The organism is Clostridium sp. ATCC 25772, assembly GCF_001573875.1.
Classification (GTDB): domain Bacteria; phylum Bacillota; class Clostridia; order Clostridiales; family Clostridiaceae; genus Clostridium_J; species Clostridium_J senegalense.
Genome location: NZ_LFRG01000010.1, coordinates 345,975 through 371,645, shown reverse-complemented (window position 1 = coordinate 371,645; position 25,671 = coordinate 345,975). Strand labels below are relative to the sequence as shown.

At 29.1% G+C, this 25,671-nt stretch carries 23 protein-coding genes; all 23 read left to right on the top strand.

Annotated elements, in window-relative coordinates; genetic code table 11:
* Positions 1 to 6: 6 nt before the first annotated feature.
* The 23 genes from frr to AZI32_RS06275 all read left to right on the top strand — a co-directional run bounded on the left by frr (position 7) and on the right by AZI32_RS06275 (position 25,618).
* On the top strand, positions 7 to 564 hold the full coding sequence (frr, locus tag AZI32_RS06385) for a ribosome recycling factor (protein ID WP_061995038.1): 558 nt from the start codon (positions 7 to 9) through the stop codon (positions 562 to 564).
* A 422-nt stretch (positions 565 to 986) separates the two neighbouring features.
* A complete protein-coding gene (locus AZI32_RS06380) occupies positions 987 to 1,745 on the top strand; it encodes an isoprenyl transferase (RefSeq protein ID WP_061995037.1) in 759 nt (252 codons plus the stop codon).
* A 15-nt stretch (positions 1,746 to 1,760) separates the two neighbouring features.
* Positions 1,761 to 2,558 (top strand): phosphatidate cytidylyltransferase, encoded by a 798-nt coding sequence (locus AZI32_RS06375; protein ID WP_061995036.1) that lies wholly within the window; start codon positions 1,761 to 1,763, stop codon positions 2,556 to 2,558.
* 3 nt (positions 2,559 to 2,561) lie between these two features.
* Positions 2,562 to 3,566: an AI-2E family transporter gene (locus AZI32_RS06370; RefSeq protein ID WP_061995035.1), complete on the top strand. Its 1,005-nt coding sequence runs from the start codon at positions 2,562 to 2,564 to the stop codon at positions 3,564 to 3,566.
* Positions 3,567 to 3,688: 122 nt separating this feature from the next.
* On the top strand, positions 3,689 to 4,846 hold the full coding sequence (locus AZI32_RS06365) for a 1-deoxy-D-xylulose-5-phosphate reductoisomerase (RefSeq protein WP_061995034.1): 1,158 nt from the start codon (positions 3,689 to 3,691) through the stop codon (positions 4,844 to 4,846).
* Positions 4,847 to 4,859: 13 nt separating this feature from the next.
* Positions 4,860 to 5,897: an RIP metalloprotease RseP gene (gene rseP / locus AZI32_RS06360; protein WP_061995033.1), complete on the top strand. Its 1,038-nt coding sequence runs from the start codon at positions 4,860 to 4,862 to the stop codon at positions 5,895 to 5,897.
* An 11-nt stretch (positions 5,898 to 5,908) separates the two neighbouring features.
* Complete coding sequence (gene ispG / locus AZI32_RS06355) at positions 5,909 to 6,958, top strand: flavodoxin-dependent (E)-4-hydroxy-3-methylbut-2-enyl-diphosphate synthase (protein WP_061995032.1); 1,050 nt, start codon at positions 5,909 to 5,911, stop codon at positions 6,956 to 6,958.
* A 17-nt stretch (positions 6,959 to 6,975) separates the two neighbouring features.
* Positions 6,976 to 11,319: a PolC-type DNA polymerase III gene (locus tag AZI32_RS06350; RefSeq protein ID WP_061995031.1), complete on the top strand. Its 4,344-nt coding sequence runs from the start codon at positions 6,976 to 6,978 to the stop codon at positions 11,317 to 11,319.
* A gap of 333 nt (positions 11,320 to 11,652) precedes the next feature.
* Positions 11,653 to 12,114, top strand: a complete 462-nt coding sequence (gene rimP, locus AZI32_RS06345; RefSeq protein WP_061995030.1) for a ribosome maturation factor RimP — start codon at positions 11,653 to 11,655, stop codon at positions 12,112 to 12,114.
* Positions 12,115 to 12,129: 15 nt separating this feature from the next.
* The gene (gene nusA, locus AZI32_RS06340) at positions 12,130 to 13,230 is read left to right on the top strand and encodes a transcription termination factor NusA (protein WP_061995029.1); all 1,101 of its coding nucleotides are present in this window, start codon (positions 12,130 to 12,132) and stop codon (positions 13,228 to 13,230) included.
* Between the two features lie 9 nt (positions 13,231 to 13,239).
* Positions 13,240 to 13,509: a YlxR family protein gene (locus AZI32_RS06335; RefSeq protein WP_061995028.1), complete on the top strand. Its 270-nt coding sequence runs from the start codon at positions 13,240 to 13,242 to the stop codon at positions 13,507 to 13,509.
* Positions 13,496 to 13,813 (top strand): ribosomal L7Ae/L30e/S12e/Gadd45 family protein, encoded by a 318-nt coding sequence (locus AZI32_RS06330; protein WP_345968954.1) that lies wholly within the window; start codon positions 13,496 to 13,498, stop codon positions 13,811 to 13,813. Before AZI32_RS06335 ends, AZI32_RS06330 begins: the two co-directional genes overlap by 14 nt.
* A 17-nt stretch (positions 13,814 to 13,830) precedes the next feature.
* Positions 13,831 to 15,900: a translation initiation factor IF-2 gene (infB, locus tag AZI32_RS06325; protein WP_061995027.1), complete on the top strand. Its 2,070-nt coding sequence runs from the start codon at positions 13,831 to 13,833 to the stop codon at positions 15,898 to 15,900.
* Positions 15,901 to 15,917: 17 nt separating this feature from the next.
* On the top strand, positions 15,918 to 16,262 hold the full coding sequence (gene rbfA, locus AZI32_RS06320; protein WP_010292736.1) for a 30S ribosome-binding factor RbfA: 345 nt from the start codon (positions 15,918 to 15,920) through the stop codon (positions 16,260 to 16,262).
* 5 nt (positions 16,263 to 16,267) lie between these two features.
* A complete protein-coding gene (locus AZI32_RS06315; protein WP_061995026.1) occupies positions 16,268 to 17,227 on the top strand; it encodes a bifunctional oligoribonuclease/PAP phosphatase NrnA in 960 nt (319 codons plus the stop codon).
* On the top strand, positions 17,228 to 18,115 hold the full coding sequence (gene truB / locus AZI32_RS06310) for a tRNA pseudouridine(55) synthase TruB (RefSeq protein WP_061995025.1): 888 nt from the start codon (positions 17,228 to 17,230) through the stop codon (positions 18,113 to 18,115).
* An 11-nt stretch (positions 18,116 to 18,126) separates the two neighbouring features.
* Positions 18,127 to 19,089: a bifunctional riboflavin kinase/FAD synthetase gene (locus AZI32_RS06305; protein WP_061995024.1), complete on the top strand. Its 963-nt coding sequence runs from the start codon at positions 18,127 to 18,129 to the stop codon at positions 19,087 to 19,089.
* Positions 19,090 to 19,212: 123 nt separating this feature from the next.
* Entirely contained in the window at positions 19,213 to 19,476 is a 264-nt protein-coding gene (rpsO, locus tag AZI32_RS06300; RefSeq protein ID WP_010292729.1) for a 30S ribosomal protein S15, read from the top strand.
* Between the two features lie 102 nt (positions 19,477 to 19,578).
* On the top strand, positions 19,579 to 21,687 hold the full coding sequence (locus AZI32_RS06295) for a polyribonucleotide nucleotidyltransferase (RefSeq protein ID WP_061995023.1): 2,109 nt from the start codon (positions 19,579 to 19,581) through the stop codon (positions 21,685 to 21,687).
* Positions 21,688 to 21,992: 305 nt separating this feature from the next.
* Positions 21,993 to 23,267, top strand: a complete 1,275-nt coding sequence (locus AZI32_RS06290) for a pitrilysin family protein (protein ID WP_061995022.1) — start codon at positions 21,993 to 21,995, stop codon at positions 23,265 to 23,267.
* 75 nt (positions 23,268 to 23,342) lie between these two features.
* Positions 23,343 to 23,618, top strand: a complete 276-nt coding sequence (locus tag AZI32_RS06285) for a YlmC/YmxH family sporulation protein (protein WP_010292723.1) — start codon at positions 23,343 to 23,345, stop codon at positions 23,616 to 23,618.
* 13 nt (positions 23,619 to 23,631) lie between these two features.
* The gene (gene dapG / locus AZI32_RS06280) at positions 23,632 to 24,825 is read left to right on the top strand and encodes an aspartate kinase (protein ID WP_061995021.1); all 1,194 of its coding nucleotides are present in this window, start codon (positions 23,632 to 23,634) and stop codon (positions 24,823 to 24,825) included.
* Positions 24,826 to 24,883: 58 nt separating this feature from the next.
* Positions 24,884 to 25,618 (top strand): ATP-dependent Clp protease proteolytic subunit, encoded by a 735-nt coding sequence (locus AZI32_RS06275; RefSeq protein WP_061995020.1) that lies wholly within the window; start codon positions 24,884 to 24,886, stop codon positions 25,616 to 25,618.
* Positions 25,619 to 25,671: the final 53 nt, after the last annotated feature.

Below are 25,671 nucleotides of genomic sequence, written 5' to 3'. Positions count from 1 at the left end.
TATTGTATGGTTAAAGAAATAATAAAAAATGCTGATGAAAAAATGACAAAGACTCTTACAGTTTTAAAAGGTGAATTATCAACAATGAAAGCTGGAAGAGCAAATCCAAAAATGTTGGACAGAATAGAAGTTGAATGCTATGGTAGCATGATTCCGCTAAACCAAGTAGCTAATATATCTGCTCCAGAAGCGAGAGTACTTTTAATACAGCCATGGGATAAAAGTTCTTTAAAAGATATTGAAAAAGCTATTTTAAAATCAGATTTAGGATTAAATCCGACTAGCGATGGTGCGGTTATAAGATTAATGATTCCTGAGCTAACAGAAGAGACAAGAAAAAATCTTGTTAAAAATATAAAAAAGGTTGGCGAAGATGGAAAAGTTGCAGTTAGAGCTATAAGAAGAGATGCTAATGATAAAATAAAAGCCCTTAAAAAAGACGGAGAAATTACTGAGGATGAAGCTAAAAAGTCAGAAGATAGCATTCAGAAGGAAACTGACAAATATGTAAAAGAAATAGATACAATTGTTGCAGCAAAAGAAAAAGAAGTTATGTCAATTTAATTTTATATTAATAGATAAAAACCTGCATTTATGCAGGTTTTTATTGGTTTAAAATTAAATTTGAATTTATATTACTAAAAATGCATAATATAAAATAAATTTTTAAATCTATTTTTAAAAACTTAAATATAAATAAATCTTTATTTTTTATTTATATTTGATAAAATTATTATTAACTATAATTCTACTTTAACATATCTTATAGATATATAGGGTTGAGTTAAAATTTATTCAATAACTAAAAATATTTTCATCCCAAATAAACTATTGAATTTAGATATATATATAAGATTGTAGGGATCTTTGGGATATTTAGATTTTAAAATGAAAAATTTAAATAGTTAGCTTAGAATCATATAAAAGAAACAATAGATAAAAAATAAAGTGAAATTACTTTTTAGATTTAGAATGGAGAGATAAACATGTTGAATTTTTTTAAGGGAAATGAAAAAAAAGAAGAAGAAATAATTTTAGATAGTAATAATATACCAAAACATATAGCAATTATCATGGATGGAAATGGAAGATGGGCTAAAGATAGAGGACTAGCTAGAATGCTTGGTCATAGAGAAGGTATGAAAACTATAAAAAGAATTTTGAATAGGGCATCTGATTTAGGGGTGAAATATTTAACATTATATGCTTTTTCCACGGAGAATTGGAAAAGACCTAAGGAAGAAGTCGGTGCGCTTATGAAATTAATAATTGAATTTGCTCATAAGGAATGTAAAGACCTAAAGAAAAACAATGTAATAGTAAAAACAATAGGGGATTTAGATAAATTACCTAATACTAGTTTAGAAGCAATAAATATGTTAAAAGAAGAAACAAAAAATAATACAGGTATTGTATTAAATATTGCATTAAATTATGGTGGAAGAGATGAAATTATAGTAGCAACAAAAGAAATATGTAAGCAATTATTAGATGGAAAAATATCAATAGATAATATAAATGAAGAATTAGTAAATAATAATTTATACACAGCAGGTATGCCAGATCCAGACTTAATAATAAGACCAAGTGGAGAGCAAAGATTGAGCAATTATCTATTATGGCAAAGTGCATATTCAGAGTTTTGGTATTCTAACATAAAGTGGCCAGATTTTAGTGAAAAAGATTTAGAAAGAGCTATTTATGATTATCAAAATAGGGATAGAAGATTTGGTGATATAAAGTAATGGAAGGAGATTTTTATGAATAAAAGGTACATTGGTGCAGCTATGATAGCTCCGGCACTAGTATTCTTCCTAATAGGAGGAGTTATACTTAAATATTTTGTTTTAGTTTTAGCACTGTGTGGACTTTATGAGTTTTACAATGCTTGTAAAAAATCCCAGTTAAAACCTATTTCCATTATAGGATATATAATAACTTTAGTGTATTTTGTTACATTAGGTGAAAGTTTTAATTTTGAAATGGTTTCATATATGTTAGTATTAGGTACTTTTATAACTATGTTTGTACCTGTGTTTAATACAGAATATAATTTTATAGATGTAGCAACTACAATGTTTGGTATTTTATATGTAACGATATTTTTTAGTTTATTACCACTTATAAACATGTTAGAATATGGACAATATTTAATATGGTTAGTATTTATATCTTCTTGGGGATGCGATACTTTAGCATATTACACAGGAAGGTCTTTGGGAAAGCACAAATTGGTTCCTAAAGTTAGTCCTAAAAAAACGGTTGAAGGTGCAATTGGTGGACTATTTGGTAGTGTTTTAGGTTGCGTTATCTATGGTTATGTAATAAAAAAATTTGGAGTGAATATATCACTTTATAATTATGCGATAATAGGAATTTTAGGAGGAATAGTAGGTCAGTTAGGCGATTTTGTAGCGTCATCTATAAAAAGGCATGCGAAAATTAAGGATTATAGTAATCTTATACCTGGACATGGTGGAATATTAGATAGATTTGATAGCATACTTTTTGTATCAGTTGTAGTATATTATTATATAACAATTTTTATGGGGATGTAGAGTTTGAAATATAAAAAATTATTTTATTCTATTGTTTTACTTATACTATTTATAATTGGAACTATAATAATAACAAAGTATATAAGACCTATTATGGTGACAACTGCTTTAATCTTAGTATCGCTACCATTATACAAAATGTTAAGGAAAAGGGATACTTTTGGAGAAAAGGCAAGTGCTATTATTAGCATAGTTTTTATAAACTGCCTTTTCTTTCTTGTTTTATTGTTTATAGGTACATTTTTATTTGATAAAGGTGTCTCTTTTATAAATGATGAATTAAGTGGATTGTTATTATATATTAGTGAAATTTATAAAAAAATAATACCTTTTCAAAGTTTAAATGATATGGATGCTAAAAATAGAATTTTAAATACTATGGAGAAGTTTCTAAAAAGTGGAGTATTGAAAAAAGGTGCTATTCACACAACGGATGGATTATTAACTTATTTTGTTGGAAATATAATAGCATATTTTGTCTTAGCTGATATAAAATCAGTAGCTCTATTTATAATTGAATTAATAGGTAGAGAGAATTATATGAGAGTTAGGAAGAAGTTTTATGAAATGAGCAAATTAATAAAAATAATAATTTACTCTGCTTTTATAAATATGATTATTGTAATAATAGGGTTTAAGATACTATCTATAAAAAATTGTATATCTTTAGGTATTATTTGCGCAATATTAGATATAATTCCTTATATAGGAACTTTTATAGTGTTTGTTCCATTAACATTATATTATTTCTATATAAAAAATCATTTTATAGTTATAGGGCTATTAACATTATATATTATATTGTTTTTAACTACACAAATAATTCAAGGAAAATTTATGAGTTGCAAACTAAATATTCCTCCAATACCACTAATTCTTGCAATATATATTGGCACTAAAAATTTTGGTATAATTGGAATGATTACAGGAGTATTATATGTGATAACTTGTAATGAATTTGTCTTTGAAAAGTCATATGATTTTGATAAAATTTATAACGCAAAATAAATTTATATTTGAAGAAATTATGGCATAATAGTATAATTTTAAAAAGGTAAGTTTATAACAAGTTTTAACAAAAGGCTATAAATTTAAATTATATAGTATAGCTAGAAGAAGGAGCGATTTTTTTGAAAAACATAAGTATATTAGGGGTTACAGGCTCTATAGGAACTCAGACATTAGATGTGGTTAGACAAGAAAATGAAGAGTTTAATGTAATAGGTATATCTGCAAATACCAGTTATAAAAAGGTTATAGATATAATAGATGAATTTAAACCTAAATATGTAGCCATGATGGATAACGATAGTTATATTAAAGTAAAAGCATATTGTGAAGAACGTGAATTAGATATATTAGTTTATGAAGGATTAGAGGGATTAATCAAAATATCAACATTAGAAGAAATAGAAATGGTAGTTACATCAGTTGTAGGTATGATAGGACTTATACCTACTATAAAAGCTATAAGAGCTAAAAAAGATATTGCACTTGCAAATAAAGAAACTCTTGTAGTAGCAGGTGAGATTGTAATAAGAGAAGCTAAAGAAAATAATGTTAAAATATTACCAGTAGATTCAGAGCATGGAGCTATATTTCAGTGCCTACAAGGTAATGAAACTCAAAAGATAAACAAGATATTATTAACGGCATCAGGGGGGCCTTTTAGAGGAAAAACTAGAGAAGAACTTACTACAATAAAAGCAGAACAGGCATTAAAGCATCCTAAATGGAACATGGGTAAAAAGATATCTATAGATTCATCTACGTTAGTAAATAAAGGATTAGAGGTTATAGAAGCACATTATTTATTTGGTGTTGATTATGAAGATATAGAGGTGGTAGTTCATCCACAAAGTATAGTTCATTCAATGGTAGAGTATATAGATGGAAGTGTTATAGCTCAGCTTGGAAGTACAGATATGAAATTACCAATACAATATGCAATGAACTATCCAGTAAGAAAACCATCTGTTACTGAAAAATTAAATTTTTATACATTAGGACAATTAACTTTTGAGAAACCAGATATGGACACTTTTGGGTGTTTAAAACTTGCTTATGAAGCAGGAAGAAAAGGCGGCAACATGCCTGCAATAATGAATGGAGCTAATGAAATTGCAGTAGAATTATTTCTAAGTGGCAAAATTGGTTATTTACAAATAGAAGAAATTTTAAAAGAATGTATGGAAACATTAAAATTTATAAAAAATCCTACTTTAGAAGAAGTCATACTTACAGATAAAGAGGTTAGAAAATATGTTAAAAATAAATTTGGTATATAGGAGATAAATTAGTATGGGAGTGTTATTTGAAAATATAGGACATATACTTATGGCTATAATAGCTTTTGGAGTTTTGGTTGTAGTACATGAATTTGGCCATTTTATACTTGCAAAAATAAATGATGTACGTGTAGATGAATTTTCAATAGGTATGGGACCTAAGCTTTTTGGCATAAAAGGAAAAGAAACAGAATATAAGATATGTCTTTTACCTATAGGTGGTTATGTGAAAATGTATGGAGAAGATGATGAAGTAACTACTGTAGATCCAAGGGCATATGCAAATAAAAATTCATGGCAAAAACTTTCAATAGTTTTAGCAGGGCCAATAATGAATATATTTTTAGCTATATTCTTATTTGGCTTTGTTGGAAATGTAGAAGGTATCCATGTTCCAACTGTAAGTGATATAATAAAAGATAGCCCAGCATATACTGCAGGTGTAGAAAAAGGAGACATTATAAAACTTGTAGACGATAAAAAAATAACTACTTGGAATGATTTTGCGACAAAGGTTATGTTAAGTGAGGGTGAAGAACTAAAAATTACTATTGAAAGAAATGGCGATTATAAAAATTTAAACTTAAAGCCAGTATTTTCAAAAGAAGAAAATCAGTTCTTAATAGGTATTTATCCAGAATTGAAAACTCCAACAATTGGAGAAGCTTTTAAATATGGTGTTGATCAAACAATAAGTCTCACAAAACAAACTTTTCAATTCTTTGGAAGGTTATTCAAAGGGAAGATATCAAGTGATGATTTTGGTGGACCTATTTCTATAATTAGGATTTCAACTGCAGTAGCAAGACAAGGTGTTACAAACCTTATGTTTTTAGGAGCATACTTGAGTATTCAACTAGCTATATTTAACATAATACCATTTCCAGCATTAGATGGTGGTTGGACTTTAATATTAATATTACAAATAATAACGCGAAGAGAGTTTAATAAAGAAGTTATTGCAAGAATAAATTACTATGGATATATGGCACTTATGGGGCTTATGATATTTATGCTTGTGAAGGATATTGTTAATCCTATTCAATTTTAGGAGTGGTTAAGATGATAAGAAGAGAAACTAGAAAGATACAAATAGGGAATATAGAAATTGGTGGAGATGCTAAAATAGCAGTTCAATCTATGACTAATACAGATACAAGAGATGTTAAAGCAACTGTAGAACAAATATTAAGACTTGAAAAAGCAGGATGTGATATAGTTAGATGTGCAGTTCCAGATATAAAAGCAGCAGAAGCTATTAAAGAGATTGTAAAACATATTAATATACCTCTTGTAGCAGACATTCATTTTGATTATAAATTAGCAATTAAAGCTATGGAAAATGGTGTGTCCAAACTTAGAATTAACCCAGGAAATATAGGAAGCGAAGAAAGGGTTAGAGAAGTTGTAAAAGTTGCTAAAGAAAAGAAAATACCAATAAGAATTGGAGTTAATTCAGGGTCTTTAGAAAAAGATATTCTTGAAAAATATAAAAGACCTTGTGCGGAGGCTTTAGTGGAAAGTGCATTAGGACATGTGAAAATATTAGAAGATATGGACTTTTATGATATAGTTATATCTATCAAATCATCAGATGTAGGTGAAATGATAAAAAGTTATAAATTGATGTCAGAAAAGGTTGACTATCCATTGCACTTAGGTGTAACAGAGGCAGGAACTCCTTTTAAAGCTACTGTTAAATCAAGTGTTGGAATAGGTTCATTGTTAGCACAAGGAATAGGCGATACTTTAAGAGTATCTATTACTGGAGATGTTGAGGAAGAAGTTAAAGTTGGAAAAGAAATTTTAAAATCTTTAGGATATATTAAAGAAGGAATAAAATTTGTATCCTGTCCTACCTGTGGAAGAACAGAAATAAATCTTATAAAAATTGCTAACGAAGTAGAAGGATTACTTGCAGGAATTAATAAGAACATAAAGGTAGCAGTTATGGGATGCGTAGTAAATGGACCAGGAGAAGCAAGAGAAGCAGATATTGGTATAGCTGGTGGAAAAGGCTGTGGAATAATATTTAAAAAAGGTGAAATTATAAAAAAAGTAGATGAAAAAGATCTTGTTTCAGAGTTAATGAAGGAGATCGAAAAACTATAGGACTAGGAGGATAAAATATGAATAAAAGCCTAGTTGAACTTTTAAAAGATCATTTAGATGAAAATAAGGATATTTCTGATTATAAAATTAAGGTACTGAGGATTCAGTACCTTAAAAAAACGGAAAAACTAATAATATACTTAAGTGGTGACAGTGGACTAAATGAAGATATAAAAGATAAGGTAGAGCTAATACTTTATAAGGCATTAAAAGTATTTAAAAATATAGAGTATATATGGTATGTAGATATAAAAGCTGCAAATTTACAAGAAGTATGTACTATGTATTGGACAGATCTTATAAATGATGTTACAGTAAAAAATCCAACAGTGAGAACTGCTTTATTAAGTTGTGAAAAAGAAGTTGAAGATAATACTGTAAAAATAAAAATTTCTAATAAATTCATATGTGATATATTAAAAAATAAACATATGGAACAAACTATTAAATCCACATTAAGAAAAGTATATGGTATAGATGGGCATATAAAAATAATTAATGATAATACTGTAACGGTGGATTATTTTAAAGAAAAAGAAGAAGAAAATGTAAATATAATACAAGAAGTTATGAAAAATACTAATATAGAGCATAAAAGCAATTCTACAGAAAACAGCAAACCAAAATCTTCAATGCAAAATAATAATGGAAGCGTAAATTCTTACAGAAAGCCAAGATTTGATAACTCTAAAGATGCTAATGATGAGAATTTAATTATTGGGCGTCATGTTACAACGGAACCAACACAAATTTGTGACTTAGATCAAACTTCTGGATTTGTATCCATAATTGGCGATATATTTAAAGTTGAAATAATAGAAACAAAAACAGGGAGAATTATACCTACGTTTTGTATTACAGATTATACTAGTTCCATAATGGTAAAATGCTTTCTTAAAAATCAAGAATTAGAAAAACTTCTGGAAAATTTAAAGGTAGGACTACACTGTAAAGTTAGTGGTGAAGTGATATACGATACTTATGCAAGAGAAATAGTACTTATGGGGAAACATATGTACAAAATGGCTAGAATTGAAAGAAATGATATAAGTGAAGAGAAAAGAGTAGAACTTCATGCACATACAAATATGAGTTCAATGGACGGATTGGTATCAGCATCCAAACTTATAAATACAGCTATAAAATGGGGCCATAAGGCTATTGCAATAACTGATCATGGTGTGGCACAGGCATTTCCAGAAGCTATGAATGCATCTAAAGGAAAAGATATAAAAGTTATATATGGGATGGAAGGCTATTTAGTTGATGATGGAGTACCCATTATAATAGCTGATGAAAATAGGAAGTTAAATGAAGATATCGTAGTATTTGATTTAGAAACTACAGGATTTTCTAGTGAAAATGATTGTATCATTGAAATCGGGGCAGTTAAGATTAGAGATAATCAAATTGTAGATAAATTTAATGAATTTGTAAATCCTAATAGGTCTATTCCTTATAAAATAACAGAGCTTACAGGAATAACCAATGGTATGGTTAAAGATGCAGATTCTATAGAGAATGTATTACCTAAATTTTTAGAGTTCGTTGGAGATTCTATGGTTGCAGCTCATAATGCTCCTTTTGATACATCCTTTATAAAAGCTAATTGCAAAAAAATCAAAATAGAATTTAAAAATTCAATAATGGATACTATTCCTTTAGCAAAATTTTTATTTCCAGATTTAAAAAGATACAAGTTAAATACAATATGTAAGCATATAGGTATATCTTTAGAAAATCATCATAGAGCTGTTGATGATGCAAAAGCAACAGCAGAAATATTACTACATTGTTTAGATATGTTAAAAGAGAAGGAAATATTTGATGTATATAAGTTAAATAAAGAGTTTTTAGGAAATTTTGATATAAAAAAGGCTGTTACTTATCACATAATAATACTTGCAAAAAATCAAGTAGGTATAAAAAATTTATATAAAGTTATATCAAAATCTAATTTAGAATATTTTCATAGAAGGCCCAGGGTACCTAAAAGTCTTTTAGAACAGTTTAGAGAAGGACTTATAATTGGATCTGCTTGTGAGGCGGGTCAAATATATAAAGAGGTATTACAAGGTAAATCTTTTGAAGAAATGGAGGAACTAGTGAATTTCTATGATTATTTAGAGATACAGCCAATAGGTAATAATAAATTTTTGATTGCAAATGGAACAGTTAAAGATGATAATCAGCTAAGAGAAATAAACAGTAAAATTTATAAACTTGCAGAAAAATATAATAAATTAATTGTAGCTACAGGTGATGTGCACTTTTTACATCCTAATGATGAGGTTTTTAGAAGGATACTTATGGCAGGGCAAGGATTCTCAGATGCAGATAACCAGCCACCACTATATTTTAAAACTACTACAGAAATGTTAAAGGAATTCTCATATTTAGGAGAGGATAAAGCTAGAGAGGTAGTAATAGAAAATCCAAATAAAATAGCAGATATGATTGAAGAGGTAAAACCAATTCCAGATGAAACATTTCCACCTAAAATTGAAGGTGCTGATGAAGATATCAGAAATATGACAATGAAAAATGTAAAAAGGATATACGGAGATGATTTACCTGAAGTAATACAAAAGAGATTAGACAAAGAGTTAAACTCTATAATTAACAATGGATATGCGGTGCTCTATCTTATAGCTCATAAATTAGTTGCAAAGTCAATATCAGATGGGTATTTGGTTGGGTCTAGAGGATCGGTAGGATCTTCTTTTGTTGCTACAATGACAGATATAACGGAAGTTAATGGATTGCCGCCACATTATGTTTGTCCAAAGTGTAAACATAGTGAGTTTTTTATGGATGGTTCAGTAGCTTCTGGAGTTGATTTGCCAGAAAAAAATTGTGAGAAATGTGGAACTCCATATATTAGAGATGGACATGACATTCCTTTTGAAACTTTCTTAGGTTTTGAAGGAGATAAGGAGCCAGATATAGACCTTAACTTCTCCGGTGACAACCAAGGAGACATACATAGATATACTGAGGTGCTTTTTGGAGAAGGGCATACTTTTAAAGCAGGTACTATAGGAACAATTGCAGAAAAAACTGCATATGGCTTTGTAAAAAAATATTTAGATGAAAAAGAGATTAATGTTCAATCAGCAGAGATAGATAGATTGACAATTGGATGTAGTGGAGTTAAAAGGACAAGTGGACAGCATCCAGGTGGTATAATGGTAGTTCCAAGCGACAACGAAATATATAATTTTTGTCCTATACAGCATCCAGCAGATGATCCTAACTCCGATATAATAACAACTCATTTTGATTATCACTCTATAAGTGGTAGGCTGCTGAAATTAGATATACTAGGTCACGACGATCCGACTGTATTAAGGATGCTTCAGGATATAACAGGTCTTGACCCTCAAACAATACCACTTTCAGACCCTAAGGTTTTAAGTATATTTACATCACCAGAAGCCTTAGGAGTAACAGTAGAGGAATTGGGATGTGAAGTTGGTAGTTATGGAATTCCAGAGTTTGGTACTAAATTTGTAAGACAAATGCTACTAGATACTAAACCTAAAACTTTTTCAGATCTTGTAAGAATATCTGGATTATCACATGGTACAGATGTTTGGCTTAACAATGCTCAATATTATATTAAAGAAGGTTTTACTACACTAAAAGACTGTATATCAACAAGGGATGATATTATGGTTTATTTAATATATAAAGGGTTGCCACCTAAAATAGCCTTTAATATTATGGAAAAAGTAAGAAAAGGAAAAGGGCTTTCAGAGGAACATGAACAAATAATGCGAGATAATAATGTACCAGATTGGTATATTGGATCTTGTAAAAAAATAAAATATATGTTTCCTAAAGGCCATGCTGCAGCGTATGTTATGATGGCGGTTAGAATTGCGTATTATAAGGTTTATTATCCTAAAGCATATTATGCAACGTATTTTACTGTAAGGGCTGATGATTTCGATGGAGATGTTGTTATAAAAGGAGAGGAAGCCATAAAGGCAAAAATGGATGAAATAGCTGAACTTGGTAATAAGGTAGGACCAAAAGAAAAAGGTTTAATGACAATATTAGAATTATCCTATGAAATGTATAAAAGGAATATAAAATTTTTGCCAGTAGATATATATGTGTCTCATGCAACTAAATTTTTAATAGAAGGTGAATATATAAGAATACCACTTAGTGGATTACAAGGTGTTGGTGTTAATGCTGCTAAAAGTATTATGGAAGCTAGGGAACATGGAGAATTTCTTTCTAAACAGGATTTAAAAGAAAGAAGTGCAGTTTCTAAAACTGTTATAGAATCTTTAGATAATCATGGTGCATTAGAAAATTTACCAGAAACCAATCAATTAAGTTTATTTTAAAAAAATTTGATTATTTGTTATTAATTTTAGAAAAATAGAGCAAAATAGGTGTAAGAGTATACCTATTTAAATTCCCTTGAAATAGATTGTTTTTTATGATATACTAACACTAAGGTTTAGTGATTTGAGATAATTGTACTTTTGGGAGAGTAGGTTATGCCTACTCTCTATTTATTGAAACGCAACACTTTAAGGTTGCGTTTTGTCATATAATAAAAAGTAAATTCAGTGGAATTCATTAGACAATAGAACATATCATATATTTATGCATTCTATAATAAAAAGTGAAGTTAGACAGTATAACTTCATAAAAAGTTAAAAGGAGGTTAATGTATGGAAAATAGTATTTTAGTTGAAAAGCTTAACGGATTAGCACAGCCAATAGTTGAGAAAAGTGGATGTGAAATGTATCATCTAGAATATGTAAAAGAAGCAGGCGAATATATATTTAGAGTTTATATAGATAGCGAAAAAGGAATATCGCTTTCAGAATGTGAAAAGGTTAGTAGAGAGTTAAGTGATGTTTTAGATATAGAGGACCCTATAACAGATGAGTATACTTTAGAAGTTCAATCACCAGGAATATTTAGAACATTATTTACAGATAAACATATTGAAAAATACATAGGGTACGATGTTAAAGTTAACTTGAAAAAATTATTAAATGGGAAGAAAAAATATGAAGGTGTATTAAAGAAATTTGATACTTTAAATTTAGTAATAGAAATTTCAGGTGAAGAAATAGTTATTCCAAGAGAAAAAGTATCACAAGTTACTTTAAACCCATCGCTATAAGGAGGATAACTAAAAATGAATGAAGAATTTATAGATGCGCTTAGAGAAATTGTAAATGAAAAGGGAATAAGTGAAGATTTATTATTTACTACAATAGAGGATGCGTTAGTTGCAGCGTATAAGAAGAATTATGCGAACTCTTCTGTAAACGGACAAAATGTAAAAGTTACAATGGATAGAGAGTCAGGAGAAACTCACGTATATGCTCAAAAAGAAGTTGTAGAAGAAGTATATGATGAAACTTGCGAAATATCTTTAGAAGAAGCAAAAGAAATAAGCCCAAGATATACTATTGGGGACATAGCTGAAATGGAGGTTACTCCTAGAAGCTTTGGTAGAATAGCAGCTCAATCAGCAAAACAAGTTGTTATTCAAAGAATTAAAGAAGCAGAAAGAACTATTATATATAATGAATTCAAAGAAAAAGAATTTGATATAATTACAGGAACAATAATAAGAAAAGATAGAGGTAATGTATTTATAAACTTAGGAAAAATAGAAGCTATACTTGGACCTAATGAACAAATGCCAGGTGAACAATATAACTTCAATGAAAAATTAAGTTTATATATAGTAGAAGTTAAAAATGGCACAAAAGGGCCTCAAATAATAGTTTCAAGAACTCATCCAGGTTTAGTTAAAAGATTATTCGAAAGAGAAGTTCCAGAGATATACAATGGTATTGTAGAAATAAAAAGCATAGCAAGAGAAGCAGGCTCAAGAACTAAGATAGCAGTTTATTCAAATGATGACAATGTAGAAGCAATGGGTGCTTGTGTTGGACCAAAAGGAATAAGAGTGCAAAACATTGTAAATGAGCTTAAAAATGAAAAAATTGATATAATAAAATATAGTAAATTACCTGAAGAAAATATAGCCAATGCTTTAAGTCCAGCTAAAATATTAGAAGTGAAGGTTGATGAAGAGACTAAGAGTGCAAAAGTTGTAGTTGATGACAATCAACTATCATTAGCTATAGGTAAAGAAGGTCAAAATGTAAGATTAGCAGCAAGACTTACTGGCTGGAAAATAGACATAAAAAGCAAATCACAAGCTTTAGAAATTATTGAAGAAAATGATGAAGAACTTTTAATAGTTGAAGAAATTCAAGAGTAGGTGATAACTATGAAGGTAAAAAAAGTACCTCAAAGAATGTGCACTGGTTGTATGGAAATGAAAGATAAAAAACAACTTATACGAGTTGTAAGAAATAAAGATGGAGAAATCTCTATAGATATGACAGGTAAAAAGCCAGGCAGAGGAGCTTATATTTGCAAAAGTATTGATTGCCTTGAAAAAGCTATAAAAGCCAAGAGATTAGAGAGAAATTTAGAAGTAAATATAGACGAAGAGGTTTTTATAAAGCTAAAGGAAGAGATAAATGATGAACAATAAGTTTTATCAATTTTTAGGTTTAACGAAAAAATCAAGAAACTTAATAGAAGGCTACAATAAATGTGAAGAGGCAATAAAAAGAGAAAAGATTTATCTTATAATATTGTCAAAAGAATGCGCAGATAATACTAAGAAGAAATTTAAAAAAATTTCGGAAGAAAAATCAGTACAACTAATAGAGGATATTCCTAAAAATGAATTAGGAAAACCACTAGGTAGAGAAGAGATAAATGTACTGTGTGTAAAAGATGATAATATGAGCAAAAGGCTTATAGAATTATGGAATAATCACAAAAGCATATAAATTTGGAGGTGAAAGCTTTGGCGAAAACAAGAATATACGAATTAGCTAAAGAATTAGGTGTTTCAAGTAAAGAATTAATAACGGTTCTTTTTGAAGAATTTGGTGTTGAAGCAAAAAATCATATGAGTGTCATAGATGAGGAAGATGCTGAATTAATTAAGGAACTTTTTGCTGAGAATAAGTCAAAAGAAAACGACATAGTTGAAATTTATGAACATATAGAAAATGAAAGTGTTAATAAATTAAACAAAAAGAAAAACAAAAACAAAGGCAAAAATAGAGATGGTAGAGATGACGATTCAGAAGACGATGATTCAGTAGATGAAGTTATTGAAATTAAAAACACTATAGTTGTTAAAGATTTAGCTGAAAAATTAAATAAATCTTCAGTTGAAGTAATTAAAGAACTAATGTTTTTAGGTGTAATGGCAAATATGAACCAGGAAATAGACTTTAACATAGCTGAAAAAGTAATAGAAAAGTTTGGTGCATTTGCTGTATTAAAAGAAGAAGAAGCTGGAAAACTAGGTGAAGAAATAGAAGTTGAAGACATTCAATTAGAAGATGAAGAAATGAAAAAAAGACCACCAGTTGTTACAATAATGGGTCACGTTGACCATGGTAAAACATCACTTTTAGATGCTATAAAACATTCTAAAGTTACAGCTACAGAAGCTGGAGGAATTACTCAACACATAGGAGCTTATACTGTAGATGTAAATGGTCAAAAAATAACATTTTTAGATACTCCTGGACATGAAGCCTTTACTGCTATGAGAGCAAGAGGAGCGCAAATAACAGATGTTGTTGTATTAGTAGTAGCAGCAGATGATGGAATAATGCCTCAAACAATTGAAGCTATAAACCACTGTAAAGCAGCAGAAGTACCTCTAATTATTGCTATAAACAAAATGGATAGACCAGCAGCAAACCCAGATAGAGTTAAACAAGAATTAACAGAACATGGATTAGTAGCGGAAGACTGGGGTGGAGATACTATTTGTGTACCTGTATCTGCACATACTAGAGAAGGTTTAGACACGCTATTAGAAATGATAGTTTTAACTTCTGAGATGTTAGAATTAGAAGCAAATCCAGATAGAAGAGCAAAAGGTACAGTAATTGAAGCTAAACTTGACAAAGGTAGAGGTCCAGTAGCATCATTACTTGTTCAAAATGGAACATTACATGTTGGAGACTCTATAATAGTTGGAACTACTTACGGTAGAATAAGAGCTATGATAGATGATAAAGGAAAGAAAATAAAATCAGCCGGACCATCTATACCAGTAGAAATTTTAGGATTATCTGAAGTGCCAGCAGCTGGAGATAGATTTAATGTAGTTAAAGATGAAAAGACTGCAAGAAATATGGCTGATAATAGAAAAGAAAAAATTAGACAAGAAAGCTTTACAGCTTCTAATAAGGTTTCAATGGAAAACTTATATAGTCAAATACAAGAAGGTAAAGTTAAAGAACTAGGTGTTATAGTTAAAGCTGATGTTCAAGGTTCAGTAGAAGCTATAAGACAATCTTTAGAAAAACTTTCAACAGACAATGTAAAAGTAAGAGTAATACATGGTGGGGTTGGAGCTATAACAGAAACAGATGTTACATTAGCAACAGCTTCAAATGCGATAATAATAGGATTTAATGTAAGACCAGATAACAATGCTATAGCTGCTGGGGAAAAAGAAAGTGTTGAAATAAAAACATATAGAATAATATATGATGCTATTGAAGACATAAAAGCAGCTATGCTTGGAATGCTTGATCCAGAATATAAAGAAGTTATCCAAGGTAGAGCAGAAGTAAGACAGGTATATAAAATATCTAACATTGGTACTATAGCAGGATGTTATGTATTAAATGGTAAAATTACAAGAAACTCTAGTGTTAGAGTTATAAGAAATGGTGTAGTTATATTTGAATCTACGCTAGCTTCATTAAAGAGATTTAAAGATGATGTTAAAGAAGCAGCTTCAGGATTTGAATGCGGTTTAAGCGTAGAAAAATTCAATGATATTAAAGAAGAAGATATAGTAGAAGCATACATCATGGAAGAAATTAAACCAAAACAAATATAGTTTAAGGAGTGAGTTACGTGGCAAATTATAGAGGCGGTAGAATAAACGAAGAAATAAAAAAAGACGTAAGTAATACCATACAAAATAAAATAAAAGATCCTAGATTAACTGCAATGGTAAGCGTAACTGATGTAGACGTAAGTAAAGATTTAAGCTATGCTAAAATATATGTTAGTATTTTTGGAAATGAAAAAGAAAAACAAGACTCACTTGCAGCATTAAAAAGTTCAGTTGGATTTATAAGAAAAGAAATAGGGAAAAATGTTAAGTTAAGACAAGTACCACAGGTGATTATAGAATTAGATACAACACTAGATAAAGCAATGCATCTAGAATCTTTATTTGATAAAATAAAGAAATAGTTAGTATGAATTTAGAAAAAGTTGTAGAAAAAATTATGGAAAGTAATAGCATAGCTATTACTTTCCATGTATCACCAGATGGAGATTCCCTAGGAAGCGCAACAGCATTAATGTTAGCGCTTAAAAGTTTAAATAAAAATGTGCAAGTGCTTTGTAAAGAAGAAATACCAAATACTTTCTCTTATTTGAAAGTAGCTGAAGAAATTAACATAGAGGAATATAAACCACAAGAAAATATTGATTTAGTTATAGTTTTAGATTGTGGAGACAAAAAAAGAATTAATGCAGAATTGGATTTTGAAAATAGAAAATATTCAATAATTAATATAGATCATCATATGTCCAATGAAATGTATGGAGATATTAATTATGTAAGTATTGAGTCTGCGGCAGTAGGAGAAATAGTATTTAACATTATAAGAATGCTTAAAATACATATAACAGAAGACATGGGAGCGGGAATATACACATCATTACTTACTGATACAGGATCTTTTAGACATAGTAACACAACAAAAGTTACTCATGAAATTGCAGGTTATCTTATAGAAAATGGTTTAAATTTTAGTGAAATTCATAGAAAAATTTTTGATAACAAAGAATTTAATAGAGTAAAATTGTATGGAAAAGTTATAGATAAAATGGAAATGCAATGTGAAAATAATGCAGTATTTATGTACTTAAACAAAACAGATTTAGAATCTCTTGGGTTAGAACAAAGTGATACATCGGATTTATTGATTTTTGGAACTAAAATAAAGGGTGCAGATGTTACTGCTCTTATAAAAGAGGCAGATAATGGGGTTAAAGTAAGTTTGCGTTCAAAGGAAAAAGTGGACGTAAGAAAAATTGCAGAAGAATTTAATGGCGGTGGACATGTTAGAGCAGCAGGATTTTACTATGAATCTACTATGGAAGAAATTAAAGAAAAATTAATAGCTATATTAGAAAAAGAGTTGATATAAATGAGTTTTAGTAATAAAAAAAGTGGTATATTAAATATTTATAAACCTAAAAATATGACTTCTTTTGATGTTGTAAGGGATTTAAGAAAAATATTGGGAGAAAAGAAAGTTGGTCATTGTGGGACTTTAGATCCACAAGCTTGTGGGGTTTTACCAGTATGTTTTGGAAGATCCACTAAAATAATAGATTATATAATGGAAGGTACAAAAGAGTATGTTTCTACACTAAAACTTGGAGAAGTAACAGATACTTACGATGTTGAAGGTAAAGTAATAAAAACATTTGAAGTAAATGTTACAGAAAATGAAGTAAGAACTGCTATAAACTCTTTTAAAGGGGATATAAAACAGGTACCTCCTATGTATTCTGCATTAAAGGTTAATGGAAAGAAACTTTATGAATTAGCACGACAAGGTATAGAAATAGAAAGAGCAGCAAGAGATGTAAAAATACATGATATTACTATAGAAAATATAGATATACCATATGCAACATTTAAAGTAAGATGTTCTAAAGGGACATATATAAGAAGTTTATGCTATGATATAGGAGAAAAATTGCAATGTGGTGCAGTTATGACAGATTTAGAAAGAACATCAACTGGTAGATTTACTAAAGAAAATAGTATAAATATAAAAGATTTACATAAAGACAATGTAGAGCAGTATATTGTTCCAGTTGAAAATGCATTTTTAGATTATCCTAAATTAATAGTAAATAATAAATTTGAAAAATTACTTTTAAATGGTGTTGCTGTAAAAGATAGAAGTTTCATTGATAATATTGAAGATTTTAAAATACATAGAATTTATAATGAAAGTAATGATTTAATAGCAATAGGTAGGAAAACAGAGATAGGATTTAAATTAATAAAAATTTTAATTTAGAGGTATTATGTATGAAAGTATTGAGGGATAATTTTTCTGAAAAAATAAACACAGATACTTTTGTTGCATTGGGGAGTTTTGATGGAATACATTTGGGGCATCAAAAACTAGTAGAGCAAACAATTGAAATGACTAGAAAATTTAATTTAAGCAATAAAAGTAAAAATGCAAAGTCAATGGTCTGTACATTTTATCCTCATCCATTAGTAACTATAAATAGTGTTATAGCACCTAAACTTATTATGGATAATAAAAATAAAATTAAGGTGCTAGAAAATTTAGGATTAGATATTTTGAATTTTATGACCTTTGACAAAAAACTTATGCAAATATCTCCAGAAGAATTTATAACAAAACTAGTTAAAACTTATAATGTAAAAGGTATAGTTGTAGGATTTAATTATAAATTTGGATATAAAAATTTAGGAGATGTTAATTTATTGAAAAAATATAGTAAATTATTAAATTTTTCTCTTTGTATAGTTGAGCCAGTAAAAATAGAAGATGAGGTAATTAGCAGTTCTAAAATAAGAAAATATATAAAAGAAGGCAATCTAGAAAAAGCAAATGAAATGCTAGGAAGAACATACTCAATTTCAGGTAATGTTATAAAAGGAAAACAAATAGGCAGTAAAATAATGGGGTTTCCTACTATAAACTTAAAGTATGATAGCAAATTAATATTACCTAGTAGAGGTGTATACTATACATTAGTAAGATATAAAGGTAACGTGTATCATGCTATGACTAATATAGGATTTAATCCTACAGTTAATGGAAAAAATCTTAGCGTAGAGACAAATATTTTTGACTTTGATAAAGAAATTTATGGTGAATCTGTAGAATTATATTTTGTACATAAAATTAGAGAAGAAAAAAGATTCAATATAATAGAAGATTTGGTAAATCAATTGAATAAAGATAAAGAATTTGTCAAAAATATAAGTATAAAACTAAATATAAATATAAATTAGCAATAAATAATTTACAAAGATAATTTTATTTGATATAATTTCTTTGAACCTTATGCTAAGTTTACTGAATTGCCAACGGGCTACTTGGAATAAGGGGATATTACAATCGGAGGTGTTTTACACATGGATAAGGCAAGAAAACAAGAAATAATAGCTAAATTCGCAAGAACAGAAGGAGATACAGGATCACCAGAAGTTCAAGTGGCTTTATTAAGCGCAAGAATAAAAGAATTAACTGAGCACTTAAAAGTTCACAAAAAAGACCACCATTCAAGAAGAGGTCTACTAATGATGGTTGGACAAAGAAAAGGTCTTTTAAACTACTTAAAGAAGCAAGATATAGAAAGATATCGTGCTTTAATAGCTGAGTTAGGAATAAGAAAATAATTAGAGCGGCTGTGCCGCTCTATTATTTTAGGTAAATGAAAAAAACAAATAATATAGTTACAAATAATATAGTAATTATAATAATTGAAAGGAGGCAAACAAATGATTCACACATTAGAAACTACTGTGGCAGGAAGACAAATGAAGGTTGAATATGGCAAAGTAGGAATGCTTTCCGATTGTGCGCTCTTCATGAATTATGGAGACACAGTTGTACTTGTTAATGTAAATGCATCAGAACAACCTAGAGCAGGAATAGACTTTTTCCCTCTAAGTGTTGAATATGAAGAAAGATTATATTCAGTAGGAAAAATTCCAGGAGGATTTATAAAAAGGGAAGGTAAGCCTTCGGAAAAAGCGGTATTAAATGGTAGAGCTATAGATAGACCTATAAGACCTTTATTTCCAAAGGGATATAGAAATGATGTTCAAGTTGTTTGTACTGTAGTATCTGTAGAGCAAGATAATGTTCCAGATATTTTAGCGATGAATGCAGCATCAACTGCATTATATTTATCAAGTATTCCATTTGTAGATCCAGTAGGAACAGTTTCAGTAGGACTTATAGACGGAGAATTTGTAACAAACCCTACAGTAACTGAAAGAGAAAAAAGTTCATTATCATTAACAGTTTGTGCTACAAAAGATAGAGTTATGATGATAGAGGCTGGTGGAGATGAAATACCAGAGGAGACTATGATTGAAGCTATAAATTATGGATTTGATCAATGTCAACAAATGGTAAAATTCCAAGAGGAAGCTAGAGCTAAGTTTGGAAAAGAAAAAATTACACCAGAACTTCATAAAGTAGAAGAAAGTTTAGAAAAAGATATAAGAGAATTTTCTTTCGAAATGTTAAAAGAAGCTATGTATATCACTGATAAAGATGAAAGAAATGTAAAAATTTCTGAAATTAAAGAAAAAATAAACGAAGCCTTTGGTGAAAAATATGAAGATAAAATGAGTGATATAGCTGAAGTTATATATGGTATTCAAAAAGAAGTAGTAAGAAATATGTTACTAAAAGAAAGAAGAAGACCAGACGGAAGAGGCTTTGAAGAAATAAGAAAAATCAGCTGTGAAACAGGAATATTACCTAGAACCCATGGTACAGGATTATTTACAAGAGGATTAACTCAGGTTATGACCGTTGCTACATTGGGAGCTTTAGGAGACGTTCAAATAATAGATGGTTTAGGTGAAGAAGAATTCAAAAGATATATGCACCATTATAATTTCCCAGCTTATAGCGTAGGAGAAGTTAGACCATTAAGAGGACCAGGAAGAAGAGAAATAGGACATGGAGCTTTAGCTGAAAGAGCTTTAGAACCACTTATACCTTCAATAGAAGAGTTCCCGTATACTATAAGATTAGTTTCAGAAGTCTTAAGTTCAAACGGTTCAACATCTCAAGCAAGTGTATGTGGTAGTACATTAGCACTATTAGATGCAGGTGTTCCAATAAAAAGACCAGCAGCTGGTATAGCAATGGGATTGATAACTAGTGAAGATTTAAGTGAAGAAGAAGTTTTAACTGATATTCAAGGAATAGAAGATTTCTTTGGAGATATGGACTTTAAAGTAGCTGGTACTGAAGAGGGTATAACATCTATACAAGTAGATACAAAAATAAAAGGTTTATCTAAAAATTGTATAAGACAATCTATAGAAAAAGCTAAAATTGCTAGACTTTATATTTTAGATAAGATAAAAACTTGTATACCAGAGCCAAGAGAAGAGTTATCTCAGTATGCTCCGAGAATGTATAGTATTACTGTTCATCCAGATAAGATAAGAGATATAATAGGACCTGGTGGAAAGACAATAAAACAAATTATTGCTGACACAGGGGTAAAAATAGATACTAATGATGATGGTAAAGTAGTTATAATGTCTAATGACAGTGAAAGTGCTAATGCAGCAGTAAAGATGATAAAAGATATAACTAAAGAAGTTGAAGTTGGTGAAATCTATTTAGGTAAAGTAACTAAAATAGCCGCATTTGGAGCATTTGTAGAAATTATGCCTAAAAAAGAAGGTTTAGTTCATATATCTAAATTGGATGCAGAAAGAGTAAACAAAGTAGAAGATATTGTATCAGTTGGTGATGAGATTTTGGTAAAAGTTACTGAAATAGATAACCAAGGAAGAATTAATCTTTCAAGAAAAGATGCAATTAAAGATACTCAGGGTAATAACGAAGAGAAGTAATTATAAATAGAAGGGCTTATTGCCTTTTTATTTTTTTATGCAATTATATAGTTAAACAAAAAAGTTGAATTAAAATTTATTATAAATGTACTCTTATATATGTGATTACATTTAAATTTTAAAAAGTAAAGTATATAATGTTTTTTATAGGTATATATAGTGCTATTATTTTAAATAATAGTATAAGAACGTATAACAGAGGATTTAAATTAAATATAAAAATAAAATTGTTTATATTGATTTTTACCAAAATATAGATTATATTTATAATAAATTTTAAAAATACCTTCAACAAGGAGAAGAAAATGTATAATTTATTTAGACTTAATAATGGATTACGGGTAGTTGTTGAGAATATTGAGCACTTTAATTCAGTTTCTATAGGATTATGGGTAGAAAATGGATCAAGGAAAGAAAATTTAAGCAATAATGGAATATCGCATTTTATAGAACACATGTTGTTTAAGGGCACAGAAAATAGAACATCTAAAGAAATTGCAGAAGAAATTGAAGATGTAGGTGGTCAAATAAATGCTTTTACAGGTAAAGAGGCTACTTGCTATTATATAAAAACTTTGGATACACATTTAGATCTTGGGTTGGAAATTTTATCTGATATGTTATTTAATAGTTTATTTAATGAAGATGATATAGAAAAAGAAAAAGGTGTTGTAATAGAAGAAATAAATATGAGTGAAGATAATCCGGAAGATGTACTTGCAGATTTACATGCGAAGGCTGCTTGGGGAGACGATGGATTGTCACTTCCTATTTTAGGAAACGAGTCTACTGTAAAATCATTTAGTAAAGCCTTATTAATAGAGTATGTTAAAGCGCATTACATACCAGAAAACTGTGTAATATCTATATGTGGAAGAATAGACATGAGAAATATAGAAAAATTAGTAGAGAATTATTTTGGAAAATGGCAATCAGTAAATAAAAATATAACTTTATATTCAACGCCAAAAATTTTAAAAAACAATTGTTTTAGAAAAAAAGATATAGAACAACTCCATATAAATTTGGGATTGAATGGATTTAAAGTAGGCGATGACGATTTGTATACATCTATATTATTATCTAACATTTTAGGTGGAGGTGCATCATCTATATTATTTCAGAAAATAAGAGAAGAATTAGGTGTATGCTATTCAGTATATATGTATATGACTTCACATGTTAATAATGGTTTAATTAATGTTTATGCTGGATTAAATCCTAAACATGCTAAACATGCTATAGAGTCAATAAGGGGTGAAATATATAAGTTTGCTAATAAGAAAATAGATAATAATAAATTAGCTAAAACTAAAGAACAATTAAAGGGAAATTATATATTAGGATTAGAAAGTACTAGTAGCCGAATGTTTAGTAATGGAAAATCCGTTATGTTTCAAAATAAAATAAATACACCTATGGATGTAATAAAAAAAATTGATAAAATAGATATGGATAGTGTGGAGAGAGTACTAGAAAAAACATTCAAACAGGGTGTTGTTAATGCAGCATTTGTAGGTAAGAATATAGATGTATTAAATGAATGTTATAAAGAAAATGTACTTAATATAGAAAAATAATAGACAATTTATATCATAAATATAAAGACACAGTCATAGTTATCTTTATACACATAAAAGAAATGGGGGGTAACTATGGAGGAAAATATTAAATATTTAAGTGAAATGGAGAGATATGAGATTATAAATATCAATGACGGAGATAAATACAATTTTTTAGCTAATAACGATATTGTTATAGATGAACAAGGTGTATTAAAATTATTATTATTAAATGAAAATAAATCTGGATTTAGCTTTTTAAAAAGTAATGGACTTATGGAAGTACCATGGGAACATGTGAAGAAGATTGGATCAAGAACTATAATAATTGATGTAGAAGATGAAGTTTTAAAAAGGTCTCATATATAACGGGGGTGTATTAATGAAGATACTAGTGCAAAAATTTGGAGGAACTTCTGTTTCAAGTAAAAATAATAGAAAATTAGTTGTAAAAAAGGTTAAATCTGCTATAGAAAATGGGTATAGTCCAGTTGTTGTAGTTTCTGCTATGGGAAGAAAAGGAGATAACTATGCAACTGACACATTACTTCAATTATTAGATGATGAATTTAAAAGAAGCAATTTGTTAGCGACAGATGCTATTTTAGGGTGTGGAGAAATAATAAGTACAGTAGTAATGTGTAACGAATTATACAATGAGGATATTAATGCTGTTCCATTAACAGGAGGACTTGCAGGAATACAAACAGATAATACTTATGGAAATGCAACTATATTAAATGTTGAGTCTAAGAGAATACTTGAGCTGTTAGAAAAAGGAATTGTGCCAGTTGTTGCAGGATTTCAAGGAATTGGAGAAGATGGATATTTAACAACATTAGGGAGAGGCGGAAGCGATGTTACTGGTGCAATTTTAGGAGCGGGGTTAAATGCTAAGGAAGTTCATATATATACAGATGTAGATGGAATAATGACTGCAGATCCAAGAATAGTTTCTGAAGCTGCCCTTATAAAACAAATAGGATATGATGAGGTATTTCAATTTGCAGATCAAGGAGCAAAAGTTATACATCCAAGAGCTGTGGAGATATCAAAGAAATATGGGATCCCATTAGTTATCAAAAATACATTAAGTGATTGTGAAGGAACTACAATATCAAATGAAATTTGTGATTTATCTAGCAGTATTATTACTGGGATAACACATATTAAAGATAGAGTACAAATAACAGTAAGTCACAATGGAACTGAAGAATATATAGATTTATTTGAAATTTTAGCAAATGAAAATATAAGTATAGATCTTATTAGTGTATTTCCGAAACAAAAAATCTTTACTATAGAAAGTAAAGATTTAGATAAATTTAAATATATATTAAAAGAAATTAACTTAGAGTATTCTTATATAGAAAATTGCAGTAAAATAGCTGTAATAGGTTCTAAAATGAAAGGTGTTCCAGGGGTAATGGCACGAATATTAAAGGCATTAACGAAAGGAAACATAGAGGTTTTACAAACAGCAGACTCGCATATGACAATTTGGTGTTTAGTAGAGGAAATAAACACACAGTCAGCTATAAACCTCCTTCATAAAGAATTTAATTTAGAACAATAAGTATAACCATGTCCCTAAATGCACAGAATATAAGTATGTCATTTAGGGAGGTTGTTTTATGAATTTAGAAAAAGAAGAAAAGGAAGTAACAAAGAATGTTGTAAATGAAGTAGAAAAAAATGAAGATGAGATAAGAGCTAGTGAAAATATTGAAAATATTAAGGAATTAGGGGTTCAAAGTGTTCCAGAAGTAGATGAAAGTATACAGGTATTGCCTATAATTGGTCAAATTGAAGGCCATAATGTGGGATCTCCACAAACAAAAGCTACAAAATATGAACATGTAATTCCACAATTAATTGCAATGGAAAGAGATAAAAATGTAAAGGGTATACTAGTTGTATTAAATACAGTAGGTGGAGATGTAGAGGCAGGTCTTGCTATAGCTGAAATGATTAATAGTTTGACAAAACCTACAGTGTCTTTAGTTATTGGTGGAGGGCATTCTATAGGAGTGCCACTAGCAACATCATCACATTATTCTTTTATATCACCTACAGCAACAATGATAGTTCATCCAGTAAGAATGAATGGTTTGGTTATAGGAGCTCCACAAACATTTGAATATTTTAGAAAAATGCAAGACAGAATAGTAGAGTTTATAGTTAGGACATCTAAAATTTCAGAAGATGAATTAAGAAGGCTGATGGCTCAAACTGATGAACTTTTAAATGATATGGGAACTATACTTATAGGAAAACAAGCTGTAGAATGTGGTTTAATTGATGAAGTTGGTGGAATATCACAAGCTTTAAATAAGTTAAATGCGCTTATAAAAACAAACTTGAAATAGGTCTTTTGACCTATTTTTTAGTTTGAAATTAAAATTAGGTGGTTTATATAGGG